The organism is Pseudacidovorax sp. (assembly GCF_017991995.1).
Classification (GTDB): Bacteria; Pseudomonadota; Gammaproteobacteria; order Burkholderiales; family Burkholderiaceae_C; genus Xenophilus.
Window position 1 is genome coordinate 90,327 of sequence record NZ_JAGOPN010000017.1, and the last position, 12,416, is coordinate 102,742.

Sequence of the window (12,416 nt, forward strand, 5' to 3'; positions counted from 1 at the left end):
GGCGGCATCGACAAGGAGGCGTGCGCGTGGCCACACCCAATTACGGTTACGAGAAAAGGCAGCGGGAACTGGCCAAGAGGCAGAAGAAGGAAGAGAAGCTGCGGGCCAAGGCGGAGCGCAAGATCCCCCCGAGCAGCCCGGGCCTCGCGCCTGGCGATCCCGAAACGGATGTCGCCTCGCTCGAGCACGACGCGCCCACCGTGCCCGACACGCCCACCAAGGACGGCTGAGCCCCTCCGCCGGCCAGGCTCGCCCCTTCAGCGCAGCATCCTGCGCACGGCGGGCCAGACGTTCTCGAGAATGCGCGGATGCGCGATGGCCAGCGGATGAATTCGGTCCGCCTGGAACATCGAAGCCGCATCCGGCCCGTCCGCCACGTTCTTCAGCAAGAAGGGCACCACGTCGGACTGGGTCGCCTTTCCCACGCGGCCGAAGATCTCCCCGAAGCGCCGCGTGTAGTCCGTCCCGTAGTTGGGCGGCACCTGTATCCCCACCACCAGCACCTTGGCACCGGCCGCCTGGCTGGCCTTTGCCATCTGCATCAGGTTGTCCTCGGTCGATGCCAGCGGCAGGCCCCGCAGGGCGTCGTTGGCGCCCAGTTCCAGGATGACGTGCGTGGGCTTGTGCTGGGCCAGCAGGGCGGGCAATCTCGCCCGGCCGCCGGAGGTCGTGTCGCCGCTGATGCTGGCGTTGATGACCTTGGCGGCGATCTTCTGCTCGGCGAGCCGCTTCTCCATCAGCGCCACCCAGCCTTCGCCGCGCTTGAGGCCGTACTCGGCCGACAGCGAGTCGCCGACCACCAGGATCACGGGTGTCTTGGCCGGCGCCGGCTGCGCCAGGGCCGAAAGACCCCACGGGCCCGCCGCCGACAGGGCCAGCGCGGTGCGCAGGATAAAGTGACGTCGAATCAGCACGCGAGTCCTTTCCAATTCATGTCCAACACCGTGGAAGCCATCGTCGCCGTCGAACACGTCTACAAGTCCGTCGCCGATTCCACAGGCACGCTGGACATTCTGCAAGACATCCATTTCACCCTCGGCGCGCGGGAGACCGCCGCCATCGTCGGTGCGTCGGGCTCCGGCAAGAGCACCTTGCTGTCCATCATCGCGGGGCTGGACGTTCCCACCCGCGGCACGGTCAGGCTGGCGGGCGAGGACCTCTTCGCGGTGGACGAGGACGACCGCGCCGCACTGCGCGCACGCCAGGTCGGCTTCGTGTTCCAGAGCTTCCAGTTGCTGGGCAACCTGACGGCGCTGGAGAACGTGATGCTGCCGCTCGAACTCGCCGGCCGCAGCGATGCCCGCGCCGCCGCCACCGAGATGCTGGGCCGCGTCGGACTGGGGCAGCGCCTGGGCCACTATCCCAAGCTGCTGTCCGGGGGCGAGCAGCAGCGGGTGGCGTTGGCCCGCGCCTTCGTGGTGCAGCCGCGGCTGCTGCTGGCCGACGAGCCCACTGGCAGCCTGGACTTCGCCACCGGCGAGCAGGTGATGCAACTCATGTTTGATCTCAACCGCGAGTTGGGCACGACGCTGCTGCTGGTGACGCACGACCGCGCCATTGCGCAACGCTGCGAGCGGCGTATCACCATTGCCGCCGGCCGGGTCGCGCAGGACGAATCGACGTCGGCGCCATTGGCCGCCTGACCCGGACGACGACTGTCGAGCGCGTCGCCACTCGACGCGGCACGACGCTACTCTTATACTCCCCGGGAGTATCCGAGGAGCGCCTTTGCCCCATTCCGCCGAAGAGAAGAAGCGCGTCATCACCCGCTTGCGCCGCATCCGTGGCCAGACGGAGGCGCTGGAGCGTGCGGTGGAGGCCGGCACCGACTGCGGCGCATTGCTGCAGCAGCTGTCGGCGCTGCGTGGCGCCGCCACCGGCCTGATGGCCGAGGTGCTCGACAGCCACCTTCGCGAAACCTTCGGCACCGCCGGCGAAAAGCCGGCCGATACCCAGGCAGAGATCGAGCAGGTGATGCGCATCGTGCGCAGCTACCTGCGCTGAGACCTTCTTCGTTTCCCTACCCATCCATCATCAGGAGAACCGACCATGAAATCCCGCGCCGCCGTTGCCTTCAAGGCCGGAGAACCCCTGCAGATCGTTGAGCTCGACGTGGCCCCGCCGAAGAAGGGCGAAGTGCTGGTCAAGATCACCCACACGGGCGTCTGCCACACCGACGCCTTCACCCTGAGCGGCGACGATCCGGAAGGCCTGTTCCCCGCCGTGCTGGGCCATGAAGGCGCCGGCATCGTGCTCGAGGTGGGCGAGGGCGTCACCAGCGTCAAGCCGGGCGACCATGTCATTCCGCTCTACACCGCCGAATGCGGCGAATGCCTGTTCTGCAAGAGCGGCAAGACCAACCTGTGCGTGGCCGTGCGCGCCACCCAGGGCAAGGGCGTGATGCCCGACGGCACCACCCGCTTCAGCTACAACGGCCAGCCGGTCTACCACTACATGGGCTGCTCGACCTTCAGCGAGTACACCGTGGTGGCCGAGGTGTCGCTGGCCAAGATCAGCCCCGATGCCAATCCCGAGCAGGTCTGCCTGCTGGGCTGCGGCGTGACCACGGGCCTGGGTGCCGTCAAGAACACGGCCAAGGTGCAGGAGGGCGATTCCGTCGCGGTCTTCGGCCTGGGCGGCATCGGCCTGGCGGTGATCCAGGGGGCCAAGCTGGCCAAGGCCGGCCGCATCATCGCCATCGACACCAACCCGTCCAAGTTCGAGCTGGCCAGGACCTTCGGCGCCACCGACTGCATCAACCCCAAGGACTTCGACAAGCCGATCCAGCAGGTGATCGTCGAGATGACGACCTGGGGCGTGGACCACAGCTTCGAGTGCATTGGCAACGTCAATGTGATGCGTGCCGCTCTGGAGTGCGCCCATCGAGGATGGGGCCAGTCGGTGATCATCGGCGTGGCGGGGGCGGGGCAGGAGATCTCGACGCGGCCCTTCCAGCTGGTCACCGGCCGCAAGTGGCTGGGCACGGCCTTCGGCGGCGTCAAGGGCCGCTCGCAGCTGCCGGGCATGGTCGAGGACGCGATGGCCGGCCGCATCCAGCTCGAGCCCTTCGTGACGCACACCATGCCGCTGACGGACATCAACGAAGCCTTCGACCTGATGCACGAGGGCAAGTCGATCCGCTCCGTCGTGCACTACGCCTGAGCGCGTGACCATGATGGAACGCGTCGAACAACATGCCAGCTTCGGCGGCCGCCAGGAGGTGTGGAAGCACGCCTCCGCAGTGCTGGGCTGCGAGATGAAGTTGGGCGTCTACTTGCCACCGGCCGCGCTGGCCGGCGAGGCCTGCCCGGTGCTGTACTGGCTGTCGGGCCTGACTTGCAGCGAGCAGAACTTCATCACCAAGGCCGGCGCGCAGCAGCATGCAGCGCAGCACGGGTTGATCCTGGTGGCGCCCGACACCAGCCCGCGCGGCGAGGCCATCGCCAATGACCCGGCCTACGACCTGGGGCAGGGCGCGGGCTTCTACCTCAATGCCACACAGGCGCCCTGGGCGCCGCATTTCCGCATGGAGGACTACGTGGTGCAGGAGCTGCCTGCGTTGGTGGAGCAGCACTTCGCCACCACCGCGCGGCGCGGTATCTCCGGCCATTCGATGGGCGGCCATGGCGCGCTGACGCTGGCCCTGCGCCATCCGGGTCGCTACGCGAGCGTGTCGGCCTTCTCGCCCATCGTGGCGCCGACGCAGGTGCCCTGGGGCCAGAAGGCCTTCGCGGCCTACCTGGGCGAGGACCGCAGTGCGTGGGCAGCCCATGACGCGGTCGAGCTGATCGGCACCGCCACCGAGCGCCTGCCGCTGCTGGTGGACCAGGGCGAGGGCGATGAATTCCTGGCCGGCCAGCTGCGGCCCGAGCTGCTGCAGAAGGCCTGCGAGGCTGCCGGCCATCCGCTCACGCTGCGCATGCAGCCGAGCTACGACCACAGCTACTATTTCATCGCCAGCTTCATCGGCGACCACGTGGCGCACCACGCTGCGGCGCTCAAGGGCGCCTGATCTGCAGCCTGCCGGCTGGCGGGCGGTGCCCGTCGGCCAGCCTTCGTGCCAGGGGCTGCGCAAGACGGAGGCTGCATCACGGCGCCACCCGCCGCACCGACGCTTAGTCGGCGGTGATGTTGCCGGTACGGACCACCTCGGCCCAGCGCGTCGCGTCCTTGGCAATCAGCTTGCCGAAGTCGGCGGGCGTCGATTGGGCGGGCACCATGCCCTGCGCCTCGAAGATGGTCGCCACCTCGGGCTGCTTGAGCACGTCGGCGATCTCCCGGTCGAGGCGATCGATCACCGGCTGCGGCGTGCCCTTGGGCGCCAATACGCCGTACCACATGTCCACACTGCCCATCTTGAGACCGGCCTCGGTCAGCGTGGGCGTCTGCGGCAGTTGCGGCACGCGCTTGTCGCTGCCCACCGCCAGTGCCTGCAGCTTGCCGGCCTTGATGTGCGGCAGGGCCACATGCACCGGCAGGAACATGGCGTCGAGCCGGCCGCCCAGCAGGTCGGTCACGGCGCCGGCTGTGCCCTTGTAGGGCACATGCAGCATGTCGACGCCCGAGGTCTGCGTCAGCAGCGCCATCGACAGATGGTGCGGCGTGCCCACGCCGGGCGTGCCGTAGGTGAGCTGGCCGGGCTTGGCCTTGGCCTGGGCCACCAGTTCGGCGGCCGTGTGCGCCTTCTGCACCTGCGGGTTGGTCACCAGCAGCAGCGTGCCCCACGACGTGAGGGCCACGGGCGCGAAGTCGTTGACGGGGTCATAGGGCAGCGACTTGTACAGGCTCTTGTTCATCACCAGCGTGTTGACCTGCACCAGCAGCGTGTAGCCGTCGGGCGCGGCGCGCGCCACGCGCTCGCTGCCGATGTTGCCGCTGGCGCCGGGCACGTTGTCCACCACCACCGGCTGGCCCAGGGTCTTCGGCAGGCGGGCCGACAGCTGGCGGGCCACGATGTCGATGCCCGTGCCGGGCGTGTAGGGCACGACCAGCGTGATGGGGCGGTCGGGCCAGGCCCAGGCGGGGGCCGCACTCGTCATTGCGGCGGCCACCAGGGGCAGCCAGCGCATCCACTTCATCTTCATGTCTCCACTCCTGCCGCTTCATGCGGCGGTCGAATCTCAGTTTGCGCCAGCGCAAGGCGGCGCGTCGGGATGCGTGCTATTGGGCCAGCGGGCGGCCATGAAGTGAAATTCAGGAATCACATGCATTGATTAGCCATGGCAATGAATGGCCCCCGTCCTGCCGAGGCTCAACGCGACATCGTCGGCAGTAGTTCGACCAGCACTTCGTCGAAGGCCTGCATCGCCGCCGTCTGCGCCGCACCGCGCCGCGAGACCCGGTAGAAGCCCAGCTTGACCTGCGGGCTGCCCAGCACGTCGATGGCCACACGGTGGCGCCGGCAGGCGGCCACGGCGAAGGTGGGGATCACGGCGCTGCCGAAGCCGGCTTCCACCATGGAGATCATGGTGGCGATGAAGCTGACCGGTTGTGTCTCCTCGGGCGTCACGCCCAGGCGATGCAGATGGGTGTCGATGCTGCGCTGGATCGGGTTCTCGGCCGGCAGGGTGATCAGGCGCGTGCCGCGCAGCGAGGTCCAGCCCGTCCGGCCGACGGCCGTGGGCGCCTCGGCCGCAGGCGAGACCTTCATCAATGCGAATTCGGCAATCTGCCGCCGCACCAGGCCCGAGGTCACCTTGAAGAAGAAGCCCAGCCCGATGTCGGCCGCGCCCGACTCCACCAGCGCCTGCACGCCCTGCAGGTCGCTGTCCAGGAGCTGGACGCGCACCTCGGGCTGCGCCTGGCTGAAGCGCGCGAGCATCTGCGGCAGAAGGTGCGAAGACACCAGCGGCGTCGCTGCGATGCGCAACTGCTGGCGCGTGCGCTGGCCCAGCGCGCCGACCTCGGTGCCGGCGTCGTCCAGCTGCTGCAGCACGTTCTCGGCCACCGCGGCGAAGCGCCGACCCGCCTCGGTGAGCTGCACGGCGCGCGTGGTGCGGTCGAAGAGGCGCGCGCCCAGCTGCTTCTCGACCTCGCGCACCAGGATGCTGAGACCGGCCTGGGTCATGTGCACCCGCTCGGCCGCCCGGGTGAAGCTGCCGGCCTGGGCGACGCTCAGGAAGGCGCGGATCTGCCGCATGGTCAGGTTCATATGCTGATTTTATGAGTGCATGTCATACCTAAACTTGTCTGATGCCTGGGCCTGCGGCCCAATACCGCCATCGCCTACACGACATCGAGACCGCACACCATGACCGCAGACAACGCAAGCACCGGCATTCCGCACGAGAAGACACAGGTCGTCATCGTCGGCGGCGGCCCGGTGGGCATCGGACTGGCCATCGAGCTGGGCCAGCGTGGCATCCACTGCACGCTGGTCGAGCGCCACCGCGAGCCGCAGCCCATCCCCAAGGGCCAGAACCTGACGCAGCGCACGATGGAGCATTTCCATTTCTGGGGTGCCGAAGCCGCCCTGCGTGCGGCCCGCACCATTCCACCGGAATACGGCATCGGCGGTCTGACGGCGCATGGCACGCTGCTGAGCCCCTACCACTACGACTGGCTGCAGCGCGAACTGGTGCGGCCCTACTACTTCACCGCCAACGAACGTCTGCCGCAGTACGCCACCGAGGCGGTGTTGCGTGCCCGCGCCGCCCAGTTGCCCACCGTGCGCGTGCTCTACGGCTGGACGGCCGAGGACGTGCGTGTGGACAACGACACCGTCTACGCCGAGGTGGCGGAGACCGGGGGCGAGGGCCACCGCATCATCGAAGGCCGCTACCTGGTGGGCTGCGATGGCAGCCGCTCCAGGGTGCGCGCCCAGGCCGGCATCACGCAGACGCTGTCGGACCACGACCGCATGATGGTGCTGCTGGTCTTCCGCTCCGAAGGCCTGCACCAGCTGCTGTCTCGTTACCCCGGGAAGTCCTATTACAACGTGCTGCAGCCCGAGCTGGACGGCTACTGGAAGTTCTTCGGCCGTGTCGACCTGGGCAGCACCTGGTTCTTCCATGCGCCGGTGCCGCCCGGCACCACGCGCGACAACTTCGACTTCAAGCGCTATCTGCACGAGGCGGTCGGCGCCGAGTTCGAGGTGGACTTCCAGCACATCGGCTTCTGGGACCTGCGCTTCGCCATCGCCGACAGTTACCGCGCCGGCCCGGTGTTCATCGCGGGCGACGCGGCCCACAGCCATCCGCCCTATGGCGGCTATGGCGTCAACACCGGCTTCGAGGATGCGCGCAACCTGGGCTGGAAGCTCGCTGCCACGCTGCAGGGCTGGGGCGGCGAGGCGCTGCTCGATTCCTACGACGCCGAGCGCCGGCCGGTGTTCGCCTCCACCTCGCGCGACTTCATCGCGCGCTCCATCGAGATCGACCGCGACTTCCTGCGTGCCCACGACCCGGCCCGCGACCCCGCGGCCTTCGAGCAGGCGTGGAACGCGCGCAGCAGCGGCGCGGTGGGCGAGGTGCAGTCCTTCGAACCCCATTACGAAGGATCTCCGGTCGTGCTGCACGCTCCCGGCGCCCAGGCCGGACCATGCAGCGCGGTGGGCAGCCACAGCTTCCGGGCCCGCGCGGGCCATCACCTGGCGCCGGCCGGCCTGCGCGACGGCCGCAACGTTTTCGAGGCGCTGGGCGAGGGCTACACGCTGCTGGCCTTCGGCGCAAGCGATGCGGACGTCGCAGCCCTGGTCGAAGCTGCGGCAGCGGTGAAGCTGCCCCTGACCGTGGTCCGCGACACGGCGGACGGCGAGCGCCAGCGCTACGGTGCCGCGCTCGTGCTGGTCCGGCCGGACCAGTTCGTCGCCTGGGCCGGCGACGGCCTTGCAAGCCCCGCGCAGGCGCCGCAGGTGATGGACGCGATAAAGGGCAGCAGGGCCACCGCCGCCTGAGCGGCGCGCGGTAGGCGGTCCCCGCGGGGCGCCGGCACGCCGCATGGGCGCCGCGGGGCGCGGGGCGCGGGTGGGGGCGCCCTTGGCCGTCAGGCCCATGCGGCGCCGGCCGACAAGGCCCGGGCATGCGGAGGAGGGCGGCTCGCCGGTGGCCGCCGATAATCCCGCGCGATATGTCTTCCTCCCCCAAAGTGATCTTCGGCTTCCACGCCGTGGGCGTGCGGCTGAAGACCTCGCCGGGTTCCGTCCTCGAGGTGCTGTTCGATCCCACGCGGCGCGATGCCCGCATGAAGCAGTTCATCGCCCGCGCCCAGGAAAGCGGCGTGCGCCTCATCGAAGCCGACGGCGTGCGGCTGGCCCGCCTGACCGGCGGCCATGGGCACCAGGGTGTCGCCGCCCGCGTCGAGCCTGTCGCCCAGACCCATTCCCTCGACGAGCTGCTCGACCAGCTCGACGCCGCGGGCACCGTGCCGCTGCTGCTGGTGCTCGACGGCGTGACCGATCCGCACAACCTGGGCGCATGCCTTCGCGTGGCCGACGGTGCCGGTGCCCAGGCCGTGATCGCGCCCAAGGACCATGCCGCCGGCATCAATGCCACGGTGGCCAAGGTGGCCAGCGGCGCGGCCGAGACGGTGCCCTATTTCATGGTGACCAACCTGGCGCGCACGCTCAACGAGCTGAAGGAACGCGACATCTGGGTCGTGGGCACCAGCGACGACGCGCCCGGCACCCTCTACCAGTGCGACATGCGCCGCCCCACGGCCCTGGTGCTGGGCGCCGAGGGCGCCGGCATGCGCCAGCTCACCCGCAAGACCTGCGATGAGCTGGTCAGCATTCCGATGGCTGGCGCGGTCGAGAGCCTGAACGTGTCCGTGGCCAGTGGCGTCTGCCTGTACGAGGCCATGCGCCAGCGCCAGGCGGCGGCCGCATCCTGATGAAGAAAGAGCAAGAAGCCATGAACGACAACAACGACAACGACAACCTGCCGGGTGGTGCCGGCTTCGAGCCGTCCGCCAAGCTGGCGTTCGACCTCAACCTGGCGCTGTACCTCGACCTGGTGGCGCTGCTGGAGCGCAACGGCGTCGTCAGCTACCGCCAGATGGCAGCGCGCGTGCTCAACATCAGCATGAATGCGCGCGAAGACGGCAATCAGCCGCTGGCCTCGGCGCTCGAAGGCATCGCCCAGGGCTTCGCCGGCCGGGGCGATGGTCTCTCCATCGACACGCTCAAGGTGGCCGGCGACGTGCGCAACGACGAAGCCATGGGCGACATTCCCATGCGGCCCGAAGGTCTCTGATTCCTGGCCCGGACGGGCCGCCTCATCAGCGCCGGCCCGTCTCCTTCACGCGTTCGAGCAGGAAATCGATGAACAACGTGGTCGCCCGGGTGTGGTGGCGGTTGGGCATGTACAGCATGTACATGTGGTTGCCGAAGATCGACAGGCGCCATTCGTCCAGCGTGGTCAGCACCTCGCCGCGGTCGACGGCATGGCGCACCACGTAGTCGGGCACGATGCCCACGCCCAGGCCGGCCTCGATGGCCTGGCGCAGGAATTCGAAGTTCTCCGAGATCAGCGTCGGCTCGAGCAGCACCTCGTGCCGCTCGGCGCCCAGGTAGGCCGCCACGCGCAGCTGCCGGCCGATCACCATGGCGGTGATCAGCGGCGACTGCCGCAGCGCCTCCAGCGACTGTGGCAGTCCGTGCGCGTGCGCATAGGCCGGCGAGGCGCAGGCCACGTAGCGCACGCGGCCCAGGTCGCGCGCCACCAGGTTCTGCGGTGGCTCGGACATCACGCGCACGGCGATGTCCACCTCGCCCTGCAGCAGGTCTTCCACCCGGTTCTCGAACACCACGTCCAGCACGATGCCGGGGTACTGCCGCTTGAAGTCGATCAGCCAGGCGGCCATCACCTGCTGGCCGTAGCCGCTGGGCACGGACAGCCGGATGCGGCCCTGCAGGCTCTGGCCCAGCATCTGCACCGATTCGCGCGCTGCAAGCAATTCGTCGCGGATGGCGCGGCCGTGCTCGTAGAGCCGCTGGCCGATCTCGGTGGGCTCGATGCGGCGGGTGGTGCGGCGCAACAGCTGCTGGCCCAGGGTCCGTTCGAACTGGGCCAGCCTGTAGCTCACGTTGGCGCGGCTCATGCGCAGGCGCCGTGCTGCCTCGCTCAGGTTGCCGGCTTCGATGATCTCCACCAGCAGGGAGAGCATGTTCAGGTCCATCGTCAAATCCCATTTGACAGTCTGTCAAGCAAGCGGCGGATTGTCATCCACGACGAGCGGGACAAGAATGCGCAGGTGCCGGCGCAATGCCGGCTTGTGCCTTTCCCGGAGACAGCCGCCTCATGACATCGACCCCCGCCACCCCCGCCGACGCCGTCCGCCACCAGATCCAGGGCGAGATCCTGCAGATCACCGTCGACAACCCGCCCGTCAACGCGCTGTCGGCCGCGGTGCGGCGCGGTCTGCTGGCCGCCATCGAGGCCGCGGACGCCGAACCGCGCGTCAAGGCGGTGCTGATCGTGGGGCAGGGCGCCAACTTCATCGCGGGTGCCGACATCCGCGAGTTCGGCCAGACGCCGCAGCCGCCCTCGCTGCCGGAGGTCTGCAACCGCATCGAGGCCTGCAGCAAGCCGGTGGTCGCCGCGCTGCGCGGTGCAGCCCTGGGCGGGGGGCTGGAGATCGCCATCGCCGCTCACTACCGGGTGGCCCTGCCCGATGCCAAGCTGGGCCTGCCCGAGGTGCAACTGGGCCTGATGCCCGGTGCTGGCGGCACGGTGCGGGCGCCCCGTCTCATCGGTGCCGCGGCTGCGTTGGAGCTGATGCTCAGCGGCCGTCACGTCAAGGCCAAGGAGGCCCTGTCGCTGGGCCTGGTGGATCGCATTGCCGAAGGTGAAGATGCCGTGGCGGCGGGTCTGGCCTATGTCCAGGCGCTGCTGGCCGCCGACGCCTCGGTTCGCCGCACCCGCGACGCCCAGGGACTGGCCGATCGGGCCGCTGCGCAGGCCGCCATCGACGCGGCCCGCGCCGACACCGCCAAGAAGTCGAAGAACCTGTTCTCGCCACACAAGATCGTCGAGGCCGTTCAGACCGCACTCGACAAGCCCTTCGACGAGGCCATGACGCTGGAGCGCCAGGCCTTCATGGCCTGCATCGACAGCCCACAGCGCGCCGGCCTGATCCATGCCTTCTTCGCCGAACGCGAAGTGGTCAAGGTGCCCGAGGCCCAGGCCGCGCAGCCGCGCAAGCTGGACAAGGTGGGCATCGTCGGCGGCGGCACCATGGGCGCGGGCATCGCCGTGTCGGCGCTGGACGCCGGCCTGCCGGTGGTGATGGTCGAGCGCGACGATGCGTCCATTGCGCGCGGCCAGGCCAACGTCGAAAAGGTCTACGACGGCCTGATCAAGAAGGGCCGCATGACGCCCGAGGCCAAGACGGCCGTCATGGCCCGCTTCAGCGGCAGCACCGACTACGCGGCCTTCGCCGACGTGGACCTGGTCATCGAGGCCGTGTTCGAGGACATCGAGGTCAAGAAGGCCGTCTTCAAGGAGCTGGACCGCGTCTGCAAGCCCGGCGCCGTGCTGGCCACCAACACCTCGTACCTGGACATCGATGCCATTGCTGCCAGCGTCTCGCGGCCGCAGGACGTCATCGGCCTGCACTTCTTCAGCCCGGCCAACATCATGAAGCTGCTGGAGATCGTGGTGCCGGCCAAGGTGAGCGCCGACGTGGTCTCCACCGCCTTCGCGCTGGCCAGGAAGATGAAGAAGGTGCCGGTGCGCGCGGGCGTGTGCGACGGCTTCATCGGCAACCGCATCCTGGCCGTCTACAAGCAGGCCGCCGACTACATCATGGAAGACGGCGCCAGCCCCTATGAGATCGACGAGGCGGTGCGCGGCTTCGGCTATCCGATGGGCCCCTTCCAGGTGACCGACCTGGCCGGCGGCGACATCGGCTGGGCCACGCGCAAGCGCCGCGCCGCCACGCGCGACCCCAAGGCCCGCTATGTGGAAGTGGCCGACCGCGTGTGCGAACGCGGCTGGTTCGGCCAGAAGACCGGCCGCGGCTTCTACCTGTACCCCGAAGGCGCCCGCACCGGCCAGCCGGACGCCGAAGTGCTGGCCATCGTGGACGCCGAACGGCAGAAGAAGGGCATCACGCCGCGCAAATTCACGCCCGAGGAAATCATGCGCCGCTACATGGCCGCCATGGTCAATGAGGGCGCCAAGGTGGTCGAGGAGGGCATCGCCCTGCGGCCGCTGGACGTGGACGTGACCTTCCTCTATGGCTACGGCTTTCCGCGCTTCCGCGGCGGCCCGATGAAGTACGCCGACATGGTCGGCCTGCCGAAAGTGCTGGACGACATCCGCAGCTTCGCCAAGGAAGACCCGCTCTTCTGGAAGCCGGCGCCGCTGCTGGAGAAACTGGTGGCCGAGGGCCGCGACTTCTCGAGCCTGAACCAGGCGCGCTGAGCCGGTCTTTCATTTCTTTTTTCGAGCATGCGTTCATGCGCCGGCAGGCGC

13 protein-coding genes are annotated in these 12,416 nt (G+C 69.0%); 9 read left to right on the top strand and 4 right to left on the bottom strand.

All coding sequences use genetic code 11. From position 1 onward, the window contains the following. The first annotated feature begins 26 nt into the window (after positions 1-26). Positions 27-230: a hypothetical protein gene (locus tag KBC94_RS21320; protein ID WP_294374806.1), complete on the top strand. Its 204-nt coding sequence runs from the start codon at positions 27-29 to the stop codon at positions 228-230. Between the two features lie 27 nt (positions 231-257). Here KBC94_RS21320 and KBC94_RS21325 read toward each other — a convergent pair whose 3' ends face one another. Then, positions 258-872: an arylesterase gene (locus tag KBC94_RS21325; RefSeq protein ID WP_294374948.1), complete on the bottom strand. Its 615-nt coding sequence runs from the start codon at positions 870-872 to the stop codon at positions 258-260. A gap of 72 nt (positions 873-944) precedes the next feature. On the opposite strand from KBC94_RS21325, the gene KBC94_RS21330 reads away from it, so the two are divergent. From KBC94_RS21330 to fghA, 4 genes are all read left to right on the top strand, one after another. Next, positions 945-1,643 (top strand): ATP-binding cassette domain-containing protein, encoded by a 699-nt coding sequence (locus KBC94_RS21330; protein ID WP_294374808.1) that lies wholly within the window; start codon positions 945-947, stop codon positions 1,641-1,643. An 85-nt stretch (positions 1,644-1,728) separates the two neighbouring features. After that, on the top strand, positions 1,729-2,004 hold the full coding sequence (locus KBC94_RS21335; protein ID WP_294374809.1) for a metal/formaldehyde-sensitive transcriptional repressor: 276 nt from the start codon (positions 1,729-1,731) through the stop codon (positions 2,002-2,004). Between the two features lie 45 nt (positions 2,005-2,049). After that, positions 2,050-3,162: an S-(hydroxymethyl)glutathione dehydrogenase/class III alcohol dehydrogenase gene (locus KBC94_RS21340; protein WP_294374811.1), complete on the top strand. Its 1,113-nt coding sequence runs from the start codon at positions 2,050-2,052 to the stop codon at positions 3,160-3,162. A gap of 13 nt (positions 3,163-3,175) precedes the next feature. Beyond that, positions 3,176-4,012: an S-formylglutathione hydrolase gene (gene fghA / locus KBC94_RS21345; RefSeq protein ID WP_294374951.1), complete on the top strand. Its 837-nt coding sequence runs from the start codon at positions 3,176-3,178 to the stop codon at positions 4,010-4,012. 103 nt (positions 4,013-4,115) lie between these two features. Here the strand turns inward: fghA and KBC94_RS21350 are convergent, their stop codons facing one another. Beyond that, positions 4,116-5,078, bottom strand: coding sequence for a tripartite tricarboxylate transporter substrate binding protein (locus KBC94_RS21350; RefSeq protein ID WP_294374955.1), 963 nt, complete (start codon positions 5,076-5,078; stop codon positions 4,116-4,118). Between the two features lie 173 nt (positions 5,079-5,251). Beyond that, positions 5,252-6,151 carry a LysR family transcriptional regulator gene (locus tag KBC94_RS21355; protein WP_294374814.1) on the bottom strand — a complete coding sequence of 300 codons (900 nt, stop codon included), beginning with the start codon at positions 6,149-6,151 and terminating at the stop codon, positions 5,252-5,254. A gap of 99 nt (positions 6,152-6,250) precedes the next feature. On the opposite strand from KBC94_RS21355, the gene KBC94_RS21360 reads away from it, so the two are divergent. From KBC94_RS21360 to KBC94_RS21370, 3 genes are all read left to right on the top strand, one after another. Continuing rightward, positions 6,251-7,894 (top strand): FAD-dependent monooxygenase, encoded by a 1,644-nt coding sequence (locus KBC94_RS21360; RefSeq protein WP_294374816.1) that lies wholly within the window; start codon positions 6,251-6,253, stop codon positions 7,892-7,894. Between the two features lie 173 nt (positions 7,895-8,067). Beyond that, on the top strand, positions 8,068-8,829 hold the full coding sequence (rlmB, locus tag KBC94_RS21365) for a 23S rRNA (guanosine(2251)-2'-O)-methyltransferase RlmB (protein WP_294374817.1): 762 nt from the start codon (positions 8,068-8,070) through the stop codon (positions 8,827-8,829). A gap of 20 nt (positions 8,830-8,849) precedes the next feature. After that, positions 8,850-9,191, top strand: coding sequence for a hypothetical protein (locus tag KBC94_RS21370; RefSeq protein ID WP_043114793.1), 342 nt, complete (start codon positions 8,850-8,852; stop codon positions 9,189-9,191). 25 nt (positions 9,192-9,216) lie between these two features. Here the strand turns inward: KBC94_RS21370 and KBC94_RS21375 are convergent, their stop codons facing one another. Next, positions 9,217-10,116 (bottom strand): LysR family transcriptional regulator, encoded by a 900-nt coding sequence (locus tag KBC94_RS21375; protein WP_294374819.1) that lies wholly within the window; start codon positions 10,114-10,116, stop codon positions 9,217-9,219. 122 nt (positions 10,117-10,238) lie between these two features. Between KBC94_RS21375 and KBC94_RS21380 the strand changes: the two genes are divergently transcribed. Beyond that, a complete protein-coding gene (locus KBC94_RS21380; RefSeq protein WP_294374821.1) occupies positions 10,239-12,365 on the top strand; it encodes a 3-hydroxyacyl-CoA dehydrogenase NAD-binding domain-containing protein in 2,127 nt (708 codons plus the stop codon). Positions 12,366-12,416 lie beyond the last annotated feature (51 nt).

Bases quoted from the DNA above. Each gene is read 5' to 3' on its own strand.
- KBC94_RS21340 (WP_294374811.1), top strand. From the start codon at position 2,050: ATGAAATCCCGCGCCGCCGTTGCCTTCAAGGCCGGAGAACCCCTGCAG.
- fghA (WP_294374951.1), top strand. From the start codon at position 3,176: ATGGAACGCGTCGAACAACATGCCAGCTTCGGCGGCCGCCAGGAGGTG.
- KBC94_RS21350 (WP_294374955.1), bottom strand. From the start codon at position 5,078: ATGAAGTGGATGCGCTGGCTGCCCCTGGTGGCCGCCGCAATGACGAGT.
- KBC94_RS21355 (WP_294374814.1), bottom strand. From the start codon at position 6,151: ATGAACCTGACCATGCGGCAGATCCGCGCCTTCCTGAGCGTCGCCCAG.
- KBC94_RS21360 (WP_294374816.1), top strand. From the start codon at position 6,251: ATGACCGCAGACAACGCAAGCACCGGCATTCCGCACGAGAAGACACAG.
- rlmB (WP_294374817.1), top strand. From the start codon at position 8,068: ATGTCTTCCTCCCCCAAAGTGATCTTCGGCTTCCACGCCGTGGGCGTG.
- KBC94_RS21370 (WP_043114793.1), top strand. From the start codon at position 8,850: ATGAACGACAACAACGACAACGACAACCTGCCGGGTGGTGCCGGCTTC.
- KBC94_RS21375 (WP_294374819.1), bottom strand. From the start codon at position 10,116: ATGGACCTGAACATGCTCTCCCTGCTGGTGGAGATCATCGAAGCCGGC.
- KBC94_RS21380 (WP_294374821.1), top strand. From the start codon at position 10,239: ATGACATCGACCCCCGCCACCCCCGCCGACGCCGTCCGCCACCAGATC.